The organism is Nitrospina gracilis Nb-211, from assembly GCF_021845525.1.
GTDB lineage: Bacteria > Nitrospinota > Nitrospinia > Nitrospinales > Nitrospinaceae > Nitrospina > Nitrospina gracilis_A.
Map to the genome: position 1 here is coordinate 1,556,630 of NZ_JAKJKD010000001.1, position 17,517 is coordinate 1,574,146.

The following is a 17,517-nucleotide window of genomic DNA, read 5'->3' on the forward strand; positions in this document are numbered from 1 at the left end:
GGTAATTCCCATGCTGTCGAAGGAACGTATCGATGAGCTGGCACAACTCCAGAAAAACCTGGGGTACACCTTTGAAGACATCCTGCTCCTGAACAAAGCCCTCACCCACAAATCCTACGTCAACGAAAAATCAGAAGCGATCAAGAACAACGAGCGGTTTGAGTTTTTAGGCGACTCCGTGCTCGACATGATCGTCAGCCATTACATGGTGAAGACCTTCCAGGATTTCTCGGAAGGCCTGCTCTCCAAAATCCGCGCGGCGGTGGTCAATGAAGCGTGCCTCGCGGGACTCGCGCGGGAAGTCCACCTGGGCGATTACCTTTTGCTCGGACGGGGGGAAGACCTCACCGGCGGCCGTGACAAGAATTCCATCCTCGCCAACGCCTTCGAAGCCGTAGCCGGAGCCATCTACTTCGACAGCAATCTGGAAACCGCCTATGGTATCCTCCTGCCCAAGTTAAAAAAAGAAATCGCTCAATATGCGAAGACCAGCCGGTTCCGCGACTTCAAAAGCGAGCTTCAGCACTTTTCGCAGAACACGCTCAACTGCATCCCGTTTTACAAAGTGGTCAAGGAAAGCGGACCCGACCACGAAAAGCAGTTCGAGGTGGCGGTGCGCACCAACGGCGAGGAACAGGGCCGGGGAACCGGGCGCAGTAAAAAGGAGGCGGAACAGGCCGCCGCCCGCAACGCATTAGAACGCCTCAATTCGGATTTTTAAAACAATGGCACGTAAGCAACGCATGATCGTTCCGATCTTCATCCCGCACCAGGGGTGCCCGTACCGGTGTGTGTTCTGCAATCAGGATGAAATTTCCGGGGCGGAACGAAGCGATGATGCGGAGCGTATCGAAAAAGCGTTTGCAACGTACTTGTCCGCACCCAACGACTGTCTGCCGCCGCACCGCGAAGCGGCGTTTTATGGCGGCACGTTCACGGGGCTTCCCGCCGTGCGGCAGGAATGGTTGTTGAGTCGCGTTCAGGAAAAAGTGAATGCGGGTCGTGTGCAGGCCATTCGCCTGTCCACGCACGCGGATTTCATCGACGACGAAAAGCTCTCGCGCCTCCGCCGGTATTCCGTGAAGACGGTGGAATTGGGCGTGCAGTCCACCGACACCGATGTGTTGAACCGTTCCGGGCGGGTGAACGCATACGACAGCGTGCCCCGCGCGGCGAAACGCATAAGACAGGCGGGATTTTCACTGGGCATTCAGTTGATGCTCGGGTTGCCCGGCGACGACGAAGCCCTTTTCCTGAAAACGGTGGATGACACCATCGCTCTGCAACCGGATTTCGTACGCATTTACCCGACGCTGGTTTTACGCGGGACGAGGCTTTACGATCTCTATGAGCAAGGCGATTATGTGCCTTGGACGTTGGAACGCACTGTAGATGTTCTGGCGGAGGGGGTACGGCGGTTCCGGCAGGCGGACATTCCGGTGATCCGCATCGGACTGCATCCGGAACCGTCCCTGCTGGAAGGCCTGGTGGCGGGTCCGCATCACCCGGCGCTCCGATCGCTGGTGGATTCCCGCATCGCCCTTGATGAACTGACGGCGTTGTTCGACGAGGCGCCCTCGCTTCCTGAAAGGGTGACGGTCCGGGTTCCGCCAAACCGGATTTCCCATTATACTGGGCACCGCAAATTCAACCTTTCGTATCTCAAATCCCGCTATCACCTGCGGGATCTTGTTTTAAGAGGACAAAACGGGTTGACGGGCATTGTGCTCGCCACCTGATATCCTGTTATTTTTTTAATTTTAAATTACCTTATAATTTTTGGGGGGAAGACATGGTAACGGTCGGTATGAATTACAAAGTCATCAGCGGCAAGGAAGAAGTATTCGAAAATGCGTTCAACAACGTGCTCAAGGTGATGGCCGAAATGGAGGGCCACACCAAGACCGGATTGTACAAGGACGTCAACGATCCCCAGCAGTACCTCATCGTTTCCGAATGGAATTCCGAGGAAGCCTACAATGCGTTTTTGAACAGCGACAAGTTTGCCGGTGTGGTGAACTGGGGCAAGGAAAACATTTTGGCCGGCCGCCCGTCGCATAACGTTTACCGGCAGTAAGAGGGGCGCAAAGAAGAGGGCGAGTGGATCAGGGGTTTTCCACCGAGCGGTACTGGATTTCTCCGTTGCGGATGCTTTTCAGCAGTTTTTTGTGGAAATGTTCCGTATCGTGCGGGGGAAAATCGTCCACCCGCCAGCGCACGCGCACCAGCTTGCCGTCCGGGTGACTGATGATTTCCCGGATCTCGCCGTTGTTGCGCGACAGCGGCTCGTACAGATGATCTCCCACTTTCAGTTTGATTTTATCCATATCCCGTATGCTTGAATTGAATTCGGGTTCATTATACCCGCATCGGTCGCATTAATAAATCGATGCGTGCTTGAAACAGGAGGATTGAACAATGGCATACATCACCATGGCCGCGATGTACCCGACCATGACTTCCGGCAAGGTCGATGAGTTCCTGGTGGAAATCGGCGACACGATCAAGAAAGGGATGCCCGTGGCAGAAATCGTCGCTGAAGGGTACTTCACACTCATCTCCGAGTACACGGGAACCATAAAGGAAATTTACGTTGGTGAAGGTGAATATGTGGAGGTGGACACACCGATCATCGAAATCGAGGAAGAAGAGTAGGGGCGTACCGGACGCGGCTACAGAAGGGTGAAGAGCAGGGTGGTGGTCATGAGGTAGATGAACAGCCCGGCGATGTCGTTCACCGTGGTCACCACGGGACCGGTGCTGATGGCGGGGTCGATATCGAGCTTCTTGAACATCCACGGCGTGAGCGAACCGATGAATGCGGCCATGGACACTGCCAGCACGATGCCCAGTCCCACAGCCAGCCCCAGCATGGGGTTCGATGCCAGAATCGTTTTGGCAATGGTCATGATGATGAATCCGCAGACCATGCCGAAAATCAGGCCGTGGCACACACCCACCTTCACCTCGCTACGGATGACGCTTTTCAGGTTGTCATCCTGGATGTCGCCCGTCGCCAGGCCGCGCACGATCACCGTCGCTCCCTGCAGACCGACATTCCCCGCCAGTCCCAGCACAAAGGGAATGAAGAAGAGCACCATCGAAAATTCGCTCAGCGTGAATTCGAATAGCTTCAGGATGTAAGCGCTCACCATACCGCCGACGAAGGTGGTGAGAAGCCAGGGCGCACGCGCCGCGAGTTTGGAGCGCGTGGTCTGGGCGAAGGCGTCGATCTTGGTCGAAGCGCCGACCATGGTGTAGATGTCTTCGCTCGCCATGTTTTTCAGCCCGCGCAGAACGTCATCGAAGCTGATGATGCCGTGCAGAACGTTTTGATCGTCCACCACCGGGATGGTGCTGATGTGTTCGTGATCCATCTCATTGGCAACCAACTCGCAGGAATCATCCAGGTGCACGTGCGGCGTGTGCTCCCACACGATATCGGTGGCCAGCGCTTTGGGCGGCGCATTCAACAGGTCACGCAGTGTGAAGGTCCCCACAAGTTCGCGGAAGCCGTTGACCACATAGAAGTTGGTGCCGTACTCCTGCTTGTTGTGCCTTAAAAAATTCATCAGAATGTCGCCCGCCAGTTCGTGCGGTTGCACCTGGTTGAAGTGCGGGCTCATGAGGCCGCCGGCGGTTTCTTCTTTGTAACTGAGCAGGTTTTTGAGTGTTTGTGCTTCATCCGGAACCATCTGTTCCAGGATTTTCTCCTGCACCTCCAGTCCCGCTTCCTGCAGGATATCCACCGCCTCGTCTTTCGGCATGGCCTCCAGAAACTGCGCCATGTTTTCATGGCCCAATTCCGCAATCAGCGCGCTGCGGCTTTCCGTATCCGTTTCGTAGAGCACCTCCTGCTTTTTGATATCATCTTTAAGTAACTGAAAAATTTGAACTTTTTCTTCATCCGTCAATTGATGCAACAACCGCGCAATTTCAAAGTGGTCGATTTCGTTGACCGCTTCGAGCAGTTGTTCCGGTGTGGTTTCCGGATTTTGCAGAAGTTCTTTTAAGTTATCTACGGGCATGGGATTTTGGTAATATATTGAGCATGAAGGTGCAGTGTAACACACTCTTTAATCACATAGAGGCTTTGAAGATAAATGGTTATAGGCGGAATGTCGTCTGACGAGGCAAAAAGACTGAAAGAAATCCGCAAACGCAAAACCGGCCGCGTGCGGACCAAGCGGGCTACGCTTTTGTCTGACAAAACCCGGGACAGCGTCCTGAAAAAATTCGACAAGGAGCACGACCCCGAAGCCCGGTCCAAGGAAGTGGACAGCCTTGACGAACACGTCAAGATGAATGATTCCTACATGCGCACCGGGTGGTACGTGCCGAAAAAGAAATAGGGGACCGACCCCGGATTGGACTCCATGAGGCCGGCTCTCCCGGCACGATGGAAATGAAAGGAAAGGCCCGCGCCCACGGCGCGGGTTTTTCTGTTTACAGGTATTTCTGCAAAAGCAAAGGTTCGTGAGTGAGCCAGACCCTGGCTCCGCACACATTCACGAATACCGGCGGTGAGGCTTTGAACAATTCCAGGTGGGCCTGCTTCAGGTTCTCCGGCCGGGTGGGGCTGTCGCCGAACAGTTCCTTCTCCTCCTGCATGATCCCGTTCAGGTAATTGTCCACGCCATCTTTGGTGCTCACTCCTTCAAAGTACCCACGGATCAGCGGATCTTTCAACTTGCTCAGGTCCTTCGCCGTTTTGCGCAACAGCAGTTTGATGCCGCGGGACGAAGACGACTCGAACAGCCCGGCGCGGATGCAGGCGCGTTTGGATTTGCCGGGTTCGAACGTCCACTTCTCCAATGCTTCTTTGGAATAGCCCATGGCCCCGTAACTGCCAAGCTGGTGCCGGGTGGTGTAAAAGGTGGAGTAACTCACCACCGTGCCGATGTCCATTTCCTGCTCCAGCGCGACCATGGGATCGAACGACACGCGGTTGGATTCCTGGATCTGTTCCGGCGTGGTTTCGCGGATGGCGAAGCCGACGGCCCCCAGCGCGGTGGCATAAAACAGGTATTCGTATTTTCCGTCACCCATCTCTTTCAGGCGCTGGCGGCACTGCGGATCGGTGATGTCGCCGAATACGGTTTCATCGGCACCCTCAATCTGAATGCCCGTGTCCTCCTTGCCGTACCAGTTGGCGATGATACGAGCGTTCTGGCCCTGCGTTTCGCGCACCGCTTCGATGGCGGCCTGCCCCATGACGCCGGTTCCCCCGACTACGAGATAGTTTCCCATGGTTCTCCTTTATTTTGATTGGAACTGGTTTTGGTTTATGTCTGCAAGAATCAGGAGCCGCCGACACTGCCATAATAATCCCAATGCGGCACCTGATGGATCTCCCACAATCCGAGAGAGAGGTTGGCGTCGTCGGCTTCCAGCTTGTCGATGTCTTTTTTCAATTCGGCGGCCTGTTTCAAGTGATCTTCCCGCGGAGCCTGCTCGATCTCGATGGCAAGCTCCTTGTAGCGAAGCAGGCATCCCTCAGCCCGGTGAATGGAGGTTTCCACCGATTTCTCTTTGAGCTTCCGGTCCAGATGCTCCAGGGAGAAATCTGCAAATTCAAACCATTTGTCAATCTCCTCGTGGCTGATACCCAAGACCCGGAGTTCTTTCCTGAATTCCTTTTTTCCTTTTTGCTCAATGTTCTTTGTGACGTATATCGCCAGGTCGTTGGGGGGCACTCCATCCAACGTCTGGCAGAGATAATTGCTGACAAAGATCAGTTCGTTGACCTTGGATTCCAACTGCACCGCCTGGCTCGAGCTTTTTCTCAGTGCGGGGGACCGCTCGAACAGGGACCACATGCCGCCGAGATCGATGACAAACTCCTTTTTCTTCTGCAGGGGGGTGACGTGGGAGAGACAGGCGGCGACCTTGTCTTCCGCAGCGTGGCCCCAACCCGGAAGGAACATTGCCAGGCAAACCGCCAGGATGGCGGGTTTGGAAATGAAATGGAGCATGCTTGTGACCCTGATGGTGGCAGGCGGCTTCACCTTGCCCGGACTGCGGTGGACAAAGCTCCAAAATGCAGATAATTAAATCCCACCGGACCGCGCAAGTCAATGTCCTTTTTGCCGCATGGAAAAGAGGGCGAGGTCAGGCTTCGGGGTGACTGGTGTCTCCCATTTTAATCAGGGTTTTGAACTCCCCCGCCTTGAGCGGCATGACCGACAGCCGCGACTGCTTGATGAGGGCAATGTCTTTCAGCTTCGCATTATTTTTGATTTCGTCCAGGGTGACAGTTTTGTTGAAGGCCTTGACCGGTTTGAGGTCCACCACCACCCAGTTGGGGTCGTCGGAGGTCGGGTCCGGGTAGGCTTCTTTGGCGACCTTCGCGATACCCATGATCTCTTTCCCAACGACGCTGTGGTAGAAGAGAACGAGATCGCCTTTTTTCATGGCCTGCAGATTGTTGCGGGCCTGGTAATTACGCACCCCGTTCCAGAAGGTTCCGCCGTCCTGGACGAACTGCTGCCAACTGTAGGCGGAAGGCTCCTGCTTGACCAGCCAGTAATTCATAACATCCCCCTGATTTTTAACAAGTTATTCTGTCCGGACCGCCCCTTGGTCCGAGGCCCTTTATTAAACAGTCATTTAGTCTGCCAGTTCAAGAAAAATCGAAAATTCCGGATTGCCTCGAACTTTTTGGATAAACTGATTGACTGCAACGAGGTAGAAAAATATAATCAGCAAATTCAAATAGTTTTAAACCGACCATCAATTCATCGGACCAATGGGTCCGATTTTGTTACTGGAGTGAGTCTGGCATGTATCGTCCTGAAATTAAAGTTCTCGACTGCACCATTCGTGACGGCGGACTGATGAACAATCATCAGTTCAGCAACGAATTGGTTCGCAGGGTGTACCAGGCGGCCAACGAAGCAGGGGTGGATTATATCGAACTGGGGTACAAGGCAGATGAAAACCAGTTCAACCGCAGTGAATTCGGTCCCATGAAATTCTGCACGGAAAAGGACCTGGAGGCCGTCGTGGATGGCATTGAAAAAAAGGCCAAACTTTCCGTGATGGTGGATATCGGCCGTGTGGACCCCGAAACCATTGTGTCGAAGGGAGAAAGCTACATTGACATGATGCGGGTGGCCAGCTATGTCAAGGACATCGACAAAGCCATCGATCTGGTCAACCACCTTGAGGGCAAAGGCTATGAGACTACGGTGAACATCATGGCCGTGTCCCACGCCCGCGAACGCGAGCTGGATGAAGCCCTGGAGCAGTTGGAAAAAGAATGCGCAACACGGGTGGTGTACCTGGTGGACAGCTTTGGCGCTCTGTACTCGGAGCAGATCGCGTACCTCGCCAAAAAATATAAAAGCCTGTGTCCGACCAAGGAAATCGGTATCCACGCGCACAACAACCAGCAATTGGCTTTCGCCAACACCATCGAGGCCATTATCAATAATGTCAATTATCTCGACGGGACGATTTACGGCATCGGCCGGGCCGCTGGCAACTGTCCGCTGGAATTGCTGCTGGGTTTCCTCAAAAACCCGAAGTTCGACCTCAGGCCCATTCTGGACGTCATCGGGTCGGACTTCATCAAGATCAGGCAGCAGATCGAGTGGGGCTACTACATCCCTTACATGATCACCGGCGTGCTGGATGTGCACCCGCGCTTTGCCATGGCGTTGCTGAACTCCGAAAAGCGGGATGATTTCCTTGAGTTCTACGAAAAGCTGATCAACGAATCCAACGTGTGAGCCATGCCCGGGACGATGTTTGACGCGGACCGGTTTGCCCAAAAACCGGTGTTGGGCATCATTCGGGGAATGGCGGAGAGCCAGCTTTCGGGCGTGTTGGAAGCGGTGGTGCGCTCCGGGGTGGAATTTATAGAAATCACTCTGAATACCCCGGGTGCCATACCGCTTCTCCAACTTGCTGACCGGGAGTTTTCGGACCGCTTGTGCCTGGGGGCGGGCACGGTATTGACCCGGCGCGAGGCCGAAAACGCCGCCGCCGCCGGGGCCCGGTTTCTGGTCAGTCCCACCGCTTCTCCGGAAGTGGCCCGCTTTTGCCGGGAACAGGGAATCCCGCATTTTCCCGGCGCCTTCACCCCTACGGAAATTCAAGCCGCCTGGGAAGGTGGTGCCTTCATGGTCAAGGTGTTTCCCTCTTCCGTCGTGGGACCGGGATATTTCCGCGAAATCAAGGGTCCGTTCGATGGCATCCGGCTGATGGCCGTGGGTGGGGTCCGTGCTTCCAATGCCTGCGAATTTTTAGAAAAAGGGGCGTCCGCCGTGGCGGTGGGAGCTTCTGTATTTTCGGTTCCTAGAATGGAGTCCGGAAACCACGCGGCGATCGAGAAGGATTTGAAAGAAATTTTGTTTGAAGTGACTGGTTTTTTGAATAAAATTAATTCAGGTAACTGATTTCACCCGTATCTGGAGGCCATCAATGAGCTTTGATTTTTTAAAACATGCTTCGAACTGGGAAGACGAAGAGCTGTTTGCAAAAATCTGCGAAGGCTTGGAAGAGGTGATCCGGGAGGCACAGGCCGAAGCGGGTGAACGCAAGATCCACGACCTCGAACTCATGCAGGCGCTGGACTTCGTCGGGTTCAATCTGTTCCGGGACAACTGGGACGAGTTCAAGAAAATGGACCTGCACCGCGACCTGAGCTACCTGAGCGATCCCAACCGCGACAAGAACTACATCCACTGAAGAAGCCGCTCGGATTCACCCGTGCGCGGATTCAATTCTGTGACAGCTTGTCGAACTCCTCAATGCGCTCCATGAGGTGGTGCATCTTCTTGTCGATGGCTACGATGTGCTCGCCGATCTTCTCGATTTCTTTCTTTTCCCGCGTCATGTAGATGGTCCGGCACTTGGCGAGATGGGAGTTGATGTGCTCGATCATGTCGTGGATCTGGTGGCTTTCCTGCGACAGGTCGTCTGCCGTCTCCTGAATATCGAGGATGGCGTCCACCGGCACTTCCTGCGATTCTTCCTTCAACCGTTCCTTCAGCTTTTTCGATTTGGTCACGTTGCGGCGGTACAGGGTAAGCGAAATGCCGGAGAAGATGAGAAGGATCAACCCCACCGTGGACACGTCCACCAGCACGAACACAAGATCACCGAAGAAGCGCCCGGTATGGATTTCAGTGAGCAGTTTCACCAGGTCCATAGTGAGGTGCGTTCCCGTTTTCTCACTCAGGATTTCCGCAAGGCCGGTGCTCTTCCAGTTCTCGCCTCCGTCCAGTGACAACAGCACCTGCGTGCGGCTTGCCGCCAGCATCATCGGCGCCTTCATGTCCGCAGGGAACTGAATGCTGATGAAATCGAGTCCGATCTCATTATCACCGCCGATGGCTTGCACCTGCCAGTGGTCGCCGCCGTCGGCGGAGTGATACAGGCTTTCGCTCGTGGCGGCGAACAATTCCGTGGTCTGTTTCGGGTTCACAAACAACCCGTGCACGAAATCGGTGTTCAGTTCCTCATCAGGAACCCAGAGGATGCCGTGATTGAATGATTTGTACAATCCGGTTTCAAATCCGGCGTAGAGAAACTCCGGCTCCGTGTCCAGCGACACCAGCGATTTCAAGCGTGAGGGCAGGGCGGTATCCCATTGCCGCGTCCATGTCTCGCCTTCGTCCTGACTGCGGAAGATGCCGGAGTCGGTGGCGATGTAAATGGTTTTGCCTTTCGATGAGAAGCGGATGAACCGCACGCTTTCCCTGCCGTCCTTCTTTTCCGGTTTGAACGACGCCTGCCAGATGTCGCCTTCGTCGTCGGATTTGTAAACGCCGTCGGCGGTGGCGGCGTACAGCACTTCGGGATTGTTCGGGTCGAATTTCAGGTCGCGCACGTCGATGTTGCGCAGTCCCGACGACTCTTCAATCCACCCGCTCCAGAAATCGCCGCCGGTCTCAGATACGTAAATCCCCCGCTCCGTCGCGGCAAAAACCAGTTGCGGCATGATGGGATGGATGGCGACGGCGCGCACGTTTTCATTGCGCATGCCTTCGTGCAGTTGCGTCCACGTGCTTCCGCGGTCCTTGGAACGGAACAGGCCGTTCTGCGTGCCGACAAACATGATGGAAGGATTTTTCGGATTCAGGGTCAGCGCCTGTAAGGCGAAGCCTTCGCCGATCATTTTGAAATACTTGTCGGGCAGGTACTTGGCTTCGACCTCGATCTTGTCGAGTTCCAGGCTGTCGCGGTGCATGAGGAGGATGCCGCTGACCGCCAGCATCAGGAAAAAAATGGCGCAGACGAATCCCGTCCATTTGTGAAAATTGCGGGAGGTTTTAAAAGACTGGAATCTCAATGCAGTCCCTTTTCCTTGGCGCCGATGGGTTGGGAAATCCGGTCGTATTCGTCCTGCAACTGATTTTCAAAATATTTTACCTGGTCGAACAATTCGTGCACCTTTTCATCGATTTCCTTGAGGTGCTGGGACAGCTCTTTCAAATCCTGATCGCGCGTGTCTTTCAGGAAAATTTCGCACCGCTTGGCGTGGTGTGAGATGTGCTCTACCAGGTCGTGCACGCTGGTGATGTTTTTCTGCAGTTGATTGGTGCTGGTCTTCAGTTCGCGCGCCGCCTTCTCCTGCTTGATGATGAAGGTGTACACGATGGCCCCGGCGAAAGCGAGGAGCAGGATCATCTGGCCGATGAACGTCTCCCAGGTGGGGTACATGCCAAGCGTGGAAATTTCCGGTGCGAACTCTGCCGGGGTGGCCGAAAGCTGTCCGCCCATCTGCAACTCGTGCAGGCCCTTGCCCATGAACACAAAGGCCATGAAATACAGAAACACGCTGGTCACGCCGAAGAACCATTTGATCGGCACGCGCACGCCCAGTTTGTTGATCAGAAAAAACACCACGGCCAGCACCGCGCATCCGGCAAGAAAACCCGGAACGATGCCGCCGGTGGTTTCTCCGGCATAAAGGTACAGCGCTTTGTAGAAAAGCACGGTCTCGAATCCTTCGCGGTACACGGAGAGGAACGCCACCACGCCCAGCGTCCACGTACTGCCCGTGGTCATTGCATCCTGCATTTTGTGCGTGATGTACTTCTGCCACTTGGCGGCCTCGATCTTGGAGATCAGCCAGTAGCTGACGTAAAACAGCACCACCACGGCAATGAGCATGATCCAGCCTTCCATCAACTCCTGGTTGGACATGCTAATTTTCAAGATTTCGTGCAAGACGTAGTAGGTGATAAAACTGCCGATGACGCCGATGATCACCCCAACGTAAATGGTTTTCACTTTTTCCTGATTGCGCGAGCGCACGAGGAAGGTGATGAGCGCGGCAATGATGAGGATGGCCTCGAAGCCTTCCCGCACGATGATGGAAAAGGACTGGATGAACAGGCCGGTGAAACCGATGTCCTGCGTCATCTCTGCCTTGCCTTCCGCAAGGCCGGCCTTGATATCCTTCACCAGGTTTTCAACCAGGTCGCGCGGAGCATTTCGTTTCATTTCCGCCTGCAGGCGGCCGAACGCCGATTCCAGCCGCAGGCCCAGTTCCTTGTCCTTGGTGATCAGCGCGCCTTCGACCTTCTCATAAGTCATGTAGGCGTCGAATGCCTGTTCGGAAGCAGACTTGACATCGCCTTCCTTGAACGTGTTCCAACTGGAATCGACCATCCTCTCCACCGATTCGAACGTCTTCAGGTACTGGTCGGAACCCCCACCGGCGGCGGCTCCGGTACCCGCGGCCACCAGTGGCAGGGCGACGTTGTCGTTGGAAAAGGTGCGGATGAAATACGTCACGTTCCAGATGTCTTGCTCGGAAAACTGATCCGCCCAGCCCACCATGGCGGTGTTGGCGATGCCGACGTTGATGATCTGGAAATTGTCAAAAGCTACGGTTTCCTTGTCGCCGGTGATGGCCGGGTTCGCCAGCACGGCGGGTTTGGGCTCCAGTTGATGCGCCACCGGACCATCGCCTTTTCCCGACACGCCGTGACAGATACGGCAGTTGCTCATGTAAATTTCCTGACCGCGCGCCAGGTCGACCGGCTCGGCAGGCGTCTGGCTGATTTCAATTTTAAACTCGCGCACCAGTCCGGCGTTGATGGCCTGAATCTGGGTTCTGATCTCAGCCGGATCTTTCTTATCCTGTATCTCCTGTTTCAGACGTTTGTACTGGTTTGTGATTTCCTCCGCGCCCTGGGCGGAAGAGGACTGGCCGGAAACAGACTGGAATCGCTCGAAGGCCTGGTCCAGAAACACCTGACTCTCTTCATACTCGGCGGCATTGATCACCTTCCCGTTGGCGATGCCTTCCGTGTATTCCTTGTCCACGATGTTCATCATCATGATGACTTTTTTGATTTTGGATTGCACCGCGGCGATGCCTTGTGCCTGGACGATTGGGGGAAATGTCAACGCCGCCAGGAGCAGTGCGAACGGCATCCAACGAAGGAAGAAAAAATTCTTTTTGTGACGCAAAATTTGTTTTGTCATCAAATCAGGAAAGAAAGAGGGTTCTGGCACAATTCTGGAGTGTCGTACATCCAAAAAATTAAAATGAGAATTATTATCAATATTATGATTAACTTATTGAATTGTCAATGAATTAACCAGAAATGGCAATTGCTAGGAGAAGCCGGTAAATCCAGATTTAACAAGGATTAACGGGGTTTGTTGCGCGTTCTGGAAACCGTCTTGGGAATCCCGGGAACAATCGGCTCCATGTCAGGGTTCCAGCATTTTCAATTGCCGCTCCCAATGGAGGATTTGATCTTGTATCCATTGCACGTGTTTGGTTTCCTCCTGTTTCAAATCCTCATACATGCGGCGTTCTCCCAGCCTTTCTTCGCTGTCTGCCGGCGTTTTATCGAGAAGGGTCTGGTAGTATTGGACGGAGTTCTTTTCGCTGACCAGCGATTGCTTCAAAATCTTCAGGCGGGCATGGATGGATTGAACGGTTTCGTTTCCGGAATTCATAAGTCGGCCTCCCAGGCTGGACCTTGTTATAATTCGGAGATCAAAATTTCATTATAAATCATTTTGTATGAGTTAAGGTATTGGCTCTATGACGCAGAAAACGACAGCAACGGCACGGCAGGTTTATGGCGACCTGGTGGCGCGATTGAAGGAGGTCCATCATCTCAACAGCGTGATGGGGATTCTGCACTGGGATCAGGAAGTCATCATGCCTGTGGGAGGCGGGGACTCCCGCGCCCAGCAGTTGGCGACGCTGGCGGGGCTCGCGCACGACAAGTTCACCTCCCCTGAAATCGGTGAATGGCTGGAACAACTGGAGGCCGCGCCGAAATCGGAGTTCAACGAGATCGAGCTCTGCAATATCCGCGAAACCCGCCGCGAGTACGACCGCGAAGTCAAGGTGCCGCGTCAACTGGTGCAGGAATTGACGGAGTTGGGGTCGCGGGGTCACCACGTCTGGGTGAAAGCCCGCGAGAATAATAAATTAGCTGATTTCGCGCCTTTACTCGAGAAAATGGTTGAACTCAAAAAGGAATGGGCGCGGCATATCGATCCCAGCCGTCCGGCTTACGACGTGAATATCGACGTCTTCGAGCAGGGCTTCACCATGGAGCGCATCGATCCGATTTTCGAACGCCTGAAGGGGGAGCTGGTGCCGCTCATCGCCGCCATTCAGGACAGCGACTACAAACCGGACACTTCGTTTTTACGGGGCACGTTCCCCGTCGAAAAGCAGAAATCGCTCGGCCGGCAGGTGATCAGCGACATGGGATTCAATTTCGACAATGGCCGCGTCGATGTCTCGGTGCATCCCTTCTGCGGCGGCGGCGACTGCACCGACGTGCGCATCACCACCCGCTACCGCGAGGACAATTTCATCGAATCGCTGTACGCGGCGGTCCACGAAACCGGCCATGCGCTGTACGAGCAGGGCCGGATGCAGGACCACAAGGCCCTGCCGGTGTCGGAGGCGCTCACCACCGGCGTGCATGAATCGCAATCGCTTTTCTGGGAGCGCATGATCGCCCAGCAGGAGGCGTTCATCGAACGCTATTGCGGCCTGTTGGCGGAGACGTTTCCGCAATCGTTCAGTGGCATCGATCCACACACGGCGTACGAGGCCATCAACGTCAGTCAGCCGTCGTTCATCCGTGTCGAGGCGGACGAGGTGACGTACCCCTTGCATGTGATCCTGCGTTACGAAATCGAAAAGGGGCTGTTCGACGGCTCGATGGCGGTGAAGGACCTGCCGCAAATCTGGAACGACAAGATGGAAACGTACCTGGGCATCCGGCCTGCCACCGACCGTGAAGGCGTGCTTCAGGATGTGCACTGGAGCGGCGGCGCGTTTGGCTACTTCCCGTCGTACACGCTGGGCGCGATGATGGCCTGCCAGTTTTACAAGGCACTGGAACGCGAGGTTCCGGACACTCGCGACCATGTGCGTAACGGCAATTTCCAGATCATCAAGGACTGGCTGAACCGCAACATCCATTCCAAGGGCAAGCTCTATGACACCGACACCCTGCTCACGCAGGTGACGGGAGAACCTTTCAACCCTGAACCGTTCATCACCTACCTTCAGGAGAAGTACACGGCGATTTACCGGCTGCAAGGCAACCAGGCCCGCCACTGAAAGCAATGGAAGAAAATCAGGCGAACATTACCGAATACTGTGTGGTCTGCCAGAAGCCTCTGCCGCCGAATGCGGTCTTCTGCCGAAACTGCCAACCGCCCCAGCCGCCGCCTGCCATACCGGAAGGGGGTCTGCCCCTGTCCAAAGCGGTGGTTGCGATCGCGCTCATCCTGCTGGTGTTTGGCGGCATCGTCGCCATCAAGGCCGGGGTGTCGTTGACAAGCGACATTCCCGAAGGCGGGGAGGAAGCGGTCGCGCCGGAAGATCGCCCGCAGGATGCGGATATGAAGATCATCCATTACGTCCGCGTGGACCGCGCCAATGTCCGCGAACAGCCCAATACCGAGAGCGAGGTCATCACCGTGGTGACGAAAGGCGAGAAGATCGTCGTCACCGAAAAGAATGATGATTGGAGTAAGGTGGATTTGAATGGCAGGGTGGGGTGGATTTCCACCGGCCTGCTGTCCGCCCGCGTGGAGTGACCTCTCTCAACAACCCGCGGCCACCCGCGCGCGGGTTTCGATGAACGCGTTCTTCAATTCGTCAAAGGTGCGCGTCACCGGAAACTGCGGAAACTCGTGGGTGATGCTCTCCGGCGGCTTGAAAAAGATTCCAGCGTGTGCTTCTTTCAGCATCCCGGTATCGTTGTACGAATCGCCGGAGGCGATGACCTTGAAATTGAGGCTTTTGAATGCGGCCACCGCCTTGGTCTTGCCGTCGGGCTGACGCAGGCGGTAATCGGCAATGCGGCCGTCGCCGTCCACCACCAGTTCGTTGCAGAACAGCGTCGGGTAATCCAGTTGGGCCATCAGCGGTCCCGCGAACTGGTAAAAGGTGTCGGAGAGGATGATCACCTGGAACTCGGACTTCAGCCAGTCCAGAAATTCTTTCGCTCCGTCCAGAGGGGTCAGCGTGCCGATCACGCTCTGGATGTCGTTCAGCTTCAGGTTGTTCTCATCGAGGATTTTCAGGCGCCCCCGCATCAGCTCATCGTAATCGGGGATGTCGCGGGTGGTGAGGCGCAGTTTCTCGATACCGGTTTTCTCGGCAAATGCGATCCAGATTTCCGGGATCAGCACCCCTTCCAGGTCCAGGCAGGCCAGCATTGCAAACTCCTTTCTAGGTTTCGTGGAGGCCACATTATAGGGAAAGAATCGGGCAATACAAGGACAAGCTGTCAGGGAAGTTCTTCGGGCAGGGTGTCCGGCCGGGCTTTGACGGCTTTGCGGGTTTTGATGAGCTTAACCAGAAAATGCCATTCCTCGATTTTCATCACCGAGGCGATGCCCGCATAGAGCGCCGCGCCGCAGAACACCTCGCCGACCAGCACCGTCAACCGCACGATCAGGCTGTCGGTAGGCACAAACAGCCAGGCATTCAGGTAATGCACCGCAATGCCCATCAGCGCCGAGGCAAACGAGAAGCGCAGGATGGCCGCGACGATTTTGCGTCCGCCCAGCCGCCCCAGCCGCTTTTTGAGCAGGTACACCAGCACCGCCGCGTTGGCGATGGAGGAAAGCGACGTTGCCAGGGCCAGCCCGCCGTGTTTCAACGGACCCATCAGCGCCACCGCCAGCCCCACGTTCAAAATCATGGTGTAGATGCCGATGCGCATCGGCGTTTTGGTGTCCTGCAACGAGTAGAAGGCGGAGACCAGAATCTTCATACCGCAGAAGGCGCACAGACCGACGGCGTAGAAGATCAGTGCGTACTGTGTGCCCTCGGTGGTGGCGCGGACGAACTCGCCGCGCTCCCAAAGAGTCTGGATGATGGGGAAACTGAGCACCGCGAGTCCCACCGTCGCGGGGATGGTGATGAACAGGATCCAGCGGATGCCGAAGTTCAGCGTGCCGCGCAACTCCATGAACTCCTGCTTCGACGCCTGCTCGGTGAGCGTTGGCAGAATGGCGATGCCCAGCGCCACGCCGAACACGCCCAGCGGCAACTGCACCAGCCGGTTGGCGTAATAGAGGTAGGAGATCGAACCGCCCGGCAACAGCGACGCCAGCAGGGTTTCGATCAGCAGGCTCACCTCATACACGCCGAAGGCGACGATGGCGGGTCCGAGCAGTTTGGCCACTTTGATGATGCCAGGATCTTTCCAGTCGAGGACGGCCGACAGTTTCAGTCCGCTTTGAAACGTTTTCGGCAACTGCACCACCAGTTGCATGAACGCACCCAGCAGGACGCCCAGCGCCAGGCCAAGAATCGGTTCGTCCATGTACGGCGAAATGAACAGCGCGCCCACGATCATGCCGATGTTGAGGATCACCGGCGCGGCGGCGGGCAGGGCGAAGTTGCCGTGCGTGTTGAGCAGGCCCATGCAGAACGCGCTGAGCCCGATGAAAATCAGAAACGGCCCCATCCAGCGGGTGAGGGAAACGGTGAGTTCGAACTTGCCGGGCTCGTCGAGAAACCCCGGTGCGAAGATGGTGATGACGAACGGCGCCAGCGCGACGATGCCCAGCGTGACCAGTACCAACACCACGGTCTGGATGTTGAACAGGTTGGAGGCGAAACGCTGAGTGTCTTCTTTGCTTCGGGTGTTGACGTACTCGCCGTAAACCGGAATCATGGCGGCGCTCACCGCGCCTTCCCCCAGGATGCGGCGCTGGATGTTGGGAATGCGAAAGGCAACGAAGAACGCATCTGCCGCCGCCGACGCGCCAAAACTCCAGCCGATGACCACGTCGCGCACAAACCCGAACAGCCGGGAAGCCAGGGTCATGGTGCCCACCGTGCCCGCCGCCCGGCTGATTTTTTCGTTTTTATCCATGTACAGGAAGGCTCGAGATCTCGAGGGAAGGCCTGAGAAGCGTTTCGGCTGACGCGTCCAACGTTCCTCAATGCCCATTAAGGTTTTTATTATCAAATATTTATGGGCCAAACTCAAGTCATAAATGGATTGCGCTGGGACGCGTTTTCGAGGACAATGTGGACCCCGTGAACGG

The 17,517-nt window shown here is 55.5% G+C and carries 20 protein-coding genes; 10 read left to right on the forward strand and 10 right to left on the reverse strand.

The window, feature by feature from the left end; all coding sequences use genetic code 11:
* The first annotated feature begins 10 nt into the window (after positions 1–10).
* Genes rnc through J2S31_RS07375 form a run of 3 tightly spaced genes read left to right on the forward strand, consistent with a single transcriptional unit; the run spans position 11 to position 2,077 of the window.
* Positions 11–721, forward strand: a complete 711-nt coding sequence (gene rnc, locus J2S31_RS07365; RefSeq protein ID WP_237098435.1) for a ribonuclease III — start codon at positions 11–13, stop codon at positions 719–721.
* A gap of 4 nt (positions 722–725) precedes the next feature.
* On the forward strand, positions 726–1,739 hold the full coding sequence (locus tag J2S31_RS07370) for an elongator complex protein 3 (protein WP_237098438.1): 1,014 nt from the start codon (positions 726–728) through the stop codon (positions 1,737–1,739).
* 53 nt (positions 1,740–1,792) lie between these two features.
* Entirely contained in the window at positions 1,793–2,077 is a 285-nt protein-coding gene (locus J2S31_RS07375) for an antibiotic biosynthesis monooxygenase family protein (RefSeq protein WP_237098439.1), read from the forward strand.
* Between the two features lie 28 nt (positions 2,078–2,105).
* Here the strand turns inward: J2S31_RS07375 and J2S31_RS07380 are convergent, their stop codons facing one another.
* The gene (locus J2S31_RS07380; RefSeq protein ID WP_237098440.1) at positions 2,106–2,327 is read right to left on the reverse strand and encodes a hypothetical protein; all 222 of its coding nucleotides are present in this window, start codon (positions 2,325–2,327) and stop codon (positions 2,106–2,108) included.
* Positions 2,328–2,418: 91 nt separating this feature from the next.
* On the opposite strand from J2S31_RS07380, the gene J2S31_RS07385 reads away from it, so the two are divergent.
* On the forward strand, positions 2,419–2,655 hold the full coding sequence (locus tag J2S31_RS07385; protein ID WP_237098441.1) for a biotin/lipoyl-containing protein: 237 nt from the start codon (positions 2,419–2,421) through the stop codon (positions 2,653–2,655).
* A gap of 17 nt (positions 2,656–2,672) precedes the next feature.
* On the opposite strand, the gene mgtE is transcribed toward J2S31_RS07385, so the two are convergent.
* On the reverse strand, positions 2,673–4,028 hold the full coding sequence (gene mgtE, locus J2S31_RS07390; RefSeq protein WP_237098442.1) for a magnesium transporter: 1,356 nt from the start codon (positions 4,026–4,028) through the stop codon (positions 2,673–2,675).
* 90 nt (positions 4,029–4,118) lie between these two features.
* Here mgtE and J2S31_RS07395 point away from each other — a divergent pair, with 90 nt between their 5' ends.
* Entirely contained in the window at positions 4,119–4,352 is a 234-nt protein-coding gene (locus tag J2S31_RS07395) for a hypothetical protein (protein WP_237098443.1), read from the forward strand.
* 94 nt (positions 4,353–4,446) lie between these two features.
* Here the strand turns inward: J2S31_RS07395 and J2S31_RS07400 are convergent, their stop codons facing one another.
* The 3 genes from J2S31_RS07400 to J2S31_RS07410 form a co-directional block, all read right to left on the reverse strand.
* Positions 4,447–5,250 (reverse strand): NAD-dependent epimerase/dehydratase family protein, encoded by an 804-nt coding sequence (locus tag J2S31_RS07400; protein ID WP_237098444.1) that lies wholly within the window; start codon positions 5,248–5,250, stop codon positions 4,447–4,449.
* Between the two features lie 50 nt (positions 5,251–5,300).
* Positions 5,301–5,975: a hypothetical protein gene (locus tag J2S31_RS07405; protein WP_237098445.1), complete on the reverse strand. Its 675-nt coding sequence runs from the start codon at positions 5,973–5,975 to the stop codon at positions 5,301–5,303.
* A gap of 136 nt (positions 5,976–6,111) precedes the next feature.
* Entirely contained in the window at positions 6,112–6,534 is a 423-nt protein-coding gene (locus J2S31_RS07410) for an EVE domain-containing protein (RefSeq protein WP_237098446.1), read from the reverse strand.
* Between the two features lie 248 nt (positions 6,535–6,782).
* Between J2S31_RS07410 and J2S31_RS07415 the strand changes: the two genes are divergently transcribed.
* From J2S31_RS07415 to J2S31_RS07425, 3 genes are read left to right on the forward strand one after another with little or no spacing between them, the layout of a single operon-like run.
* Positions 6,783–7,733, forward strand: a complete 951-nt coding sequence (locus J2S31_RS07415; protein WP_237098447.1) for an aldolase catalytic domain-containing protein — start codon at positions 6,783–6,785, stop codon at positions 7,731–7,733.
* Between the two features lie 15 nt (positions 7,734–7,748).
* Entirely contained in the window at positions 7,749–8,402 is a 654-nt protein-coding gene (locus J2S31_RS07420; RefSeq protein ID WP_237098448.1) for a bifunctional 4-hydroxy-2-oxoglutarate aldolase/2-dehydro-3-deoxy-phosphogluconate aldolase, read from the forward strand.
* Positions 8,403–8,427: 25 nt separating this feature from the next.
* On the forward strand, positions 8,428–8,694 hold the full coding sequence (locus J2S31_RS07425; protein WP_237098449.1) for a hypothetical protein: 267 nt from the start codon (positions 8,428–8,430) through the stop codon (positions 8,692–8,694).
* A 31-nt stretch (positions 8,695–8,725) separates the two neighbouring features.
* Here the strand turns inward: J2S31_RS07425 and J2S31_RS07430 are convergent, their stop codons facing one another.
* The 3 genes from J2S31_RS07430 to J2S31_RS07440 form a co-directional block, all read right to left on the reverse strand.
* The gene (locus J2S31_RS07430; protein ID WP_237098450.1) at positions 8,726–10,300 is read right to left on the reverse strand and encodes a PepSY domain-containing protein; all 1,575 of its coding nucleotides are present in this window, start codon (positions 10,298–10,300) and stop codon (positions 8,726–8,728) included.
* Positions 10,297–12,396, reverse strand: a complete 2,100-nt coding sequence (locus tag J2S31_RS07435; RefSeq protein WP_237098451.1) for a cytochrome c/FTR1 family iron permease — start codon at positions 12,394–12,396, stop codon at positions 10,297–10,299. The genes J2S31_RS07430 and J2S31_RS07435 overlap by 4 nt, the downstream gene beginning before the upstream one ends.
* Positions 12,397–12,678: 282 nt before the next feature.
* Positions 12,679–12,930 carry a hypothetical protein gene (locus tag J2S31_RS07440; RefSeq protein WP_237098452.1) on the reverse strand — a complete coding sequence of 84 codons (252 nt, stop codon included), beginning with the start codon at positions 12,928–12,930 and terminating at the stop codon, positions 12,679–12,681.
* Between the two features lie 88 nt (positions 12,931–13,018).
* Here J2S31_RS07440 and J2S31_RS07445 point away from each other — a divergent pair, with 88 nt between their 5' ends.
* Both J2S31_RS07445 and J2S31_RS07450 read left to right on the forward strand, forming a co-directional pair.
* Positions 13,019–14,566 (forward strand): carboxypeptidase M32, encoded by a 1,548-nt coding sequence (locus J2S31_RS07445; RefSeq protein WP_237098453.1) that lies wholly within the window; start codon positions 13,019–13,021, stop codon positions 14,564–14,566.
* Positions 14,567–14,571: 5 nt separating this feature from the next.
* Positions 14,572–15,048, forward strand: coding sequence for an SH3 domain-containing protein (locus tag J2S31_RS07450; RefSeq protein WP_237098454.1), 477 nt, complete (start codon positions 14,572–14,574; stop codon positions 15,046–15,048).
* A 6-nt stretch (positions 15,049–15,054) separates the two neighbouring features.
* On the opposite strand, the gene thrH is transcribed toward J2S31_RS07450, so the two are convergent.
* Both thrH and murJ read right to left on the reverse strand, forming a co-directional pair.
* Positions 15,055–15,672 carry a bifunctional phosphoserine phosphatase/homoserine phosphotransferase ThrH gene (thrH, locus tag J2S31_RS07455; protein ID WP_237098455.1) on the reverse strand — a complete coding sequence of 206 codons (618 nt, stop codon included), beginning with the start codon at positions 15,670–15,672 and terminating at the stop codon, positions 15,055–15,057.
* Positions 15,673–15,743: 71 nt separating this feature from the next.
* The gene (murJ, locus tag J2S31_RS07460; protein WP_237098456.1) at positions 15,744–17,342 is read right to left on the reverse strand and encodes a murein biosynthesis integral membrane protein MurJ; all 1,599 of its coding nucleotides are present in this window, start codon (positions 17,340–17,342) and stop codon (positions 15,744–15,746) included.
* Positions 17,343–17,517: the final 175 nt, after the last annotated feature.

Bases quoted from the DNA above. Each gene is read 5' to 3' on its own strand.
- rnc (WP_237098435.1), top strand. From the start codon at position 11: ATGCTGTCGAAGGAACGTATCGATGAGCTGGCACAACTCCAGAAAAAC.
- J2S31_RS07370 (WP_237098438.1), top strand. From the start codon at position 726: ATGGCACGTAAGCAACGCATGATCGTTCCGATCTTCATCCCGCACCAG.
- J2S31_RS07375 (WP_237098439.1), top strand. From the start codon at position 1,793: ATGGTAACGGTCGGTATGAATTACAAAGTCATCAGCGGCAAGGAAGAA.
- J2S31_RS07380 (WP_237098440.1), bottom strand. From the start codon at position 2,327: ATGGATAAAATCAAACTGAAAGTGGGAGATCATCTGTACGAGCCGCTG.
- J2S31_RS07385 (WP_237098441.1), top strand. From the start codon at position 2,419: ATGGCATACATCACCATGGCCGCGATGTACCCGACCATGACTTCCGGC.
- mgtE (WP_237098442.1), bottom strand. From the start codon at position 4,028: ATGCCCGTAGATAACTTAAAAGAACTTCTGCAAAATCCGGAAACCACA.
- J2S31_RS07395 (WP_237098443.1), top strand. From the start codon at position 4,119: ATGTCGTCTGACGAGGCAAAAAGACTGAAAGAAATCCGCAAACGCAAA.
- J2S31_RS07400 (WP_237098444.1), bottom strand. From the start codon at position 5,250: ATGGGAAACTATCTCGTAGTCGGGGGAACCGGCGTCATGGGGCAGGCC.
- J2S31_RS07405 (WP_237098445.1), bottom strand. From the start codon at position 5,975: ATGCTCCATTTCATTTCCAAACCCGCCATCCTGGCGGTTTGCCTGGCA.
- J2S31_RS07410 (WP_237098446.1), bottom strand. From the start codon at position 6,534: ATGAATTACTGGCTGGTCAAGCAGGAGCCTTCCGCCTACAGTTGGCAG.
- J2S31_RS07415 (WP_237098447.1), top strand. From the start codon at position 6,783: ATGTATCGTCCTGAAATTAAAGTTCTCGACTGCACCATTCGTGACGGC.
- J2S31_RS07420 (WP_237098448.1), top strand. From the start codon at position 7,749: ATGTTTGACGCGGACCGGTTTGCCCAAAAACCGGTGTTGGGCATCATT.
- J2S31_RS07425 (WP_237098449.1), top strand. From the start codon at position 8,428: ATGAGCTTTGATTTTTTAAAACATGCTTCGAACTGGGAAGACGAAGAG.
- J2S31_RS07435 (WP_237098451.1), bottom strand. From the start codon at position 12,396: ATGCCGTTCGCACTGCTCCTGGCGGCGTTGACATTTCCCCCAATCGTC.
- J2S31_RS07440 (WP_237098452.1), bottom strand. From the start codon at position 12,930: ATGAATTCCGGAAACGAAACCGTTCAATCCATCCATGCCCGCCTGAAG.
- J2S31_RS07445 (WP_237098453.1), top strand. From the start codon at position 13,019: ATGACGCAGAAAACGACAGCAACGGCACGGCAGGTTTATGGCGACCTG.
- J2S31_RS07450 (WP_237098454.1), top strand. From the start codon at position 14,572: ATGGAAGAAAATCAGGCGAACATTACCGAATACTGTGTGGTCTGCCAG.
- thrH (WP_237098455.1), bottom strand. From the start codon at position 15,672: ATGCTGGCCTGCCTGGACCTGGAAGGGGTGCTGATCCCGGAAATCTGG.
- murJ (WP_237098456.1), bottom strand. From the start codon at position 17,342: ATGGATAAAAACGAAAAAATCAGCCGGGCGGCGGGCACGGTGGGCACC.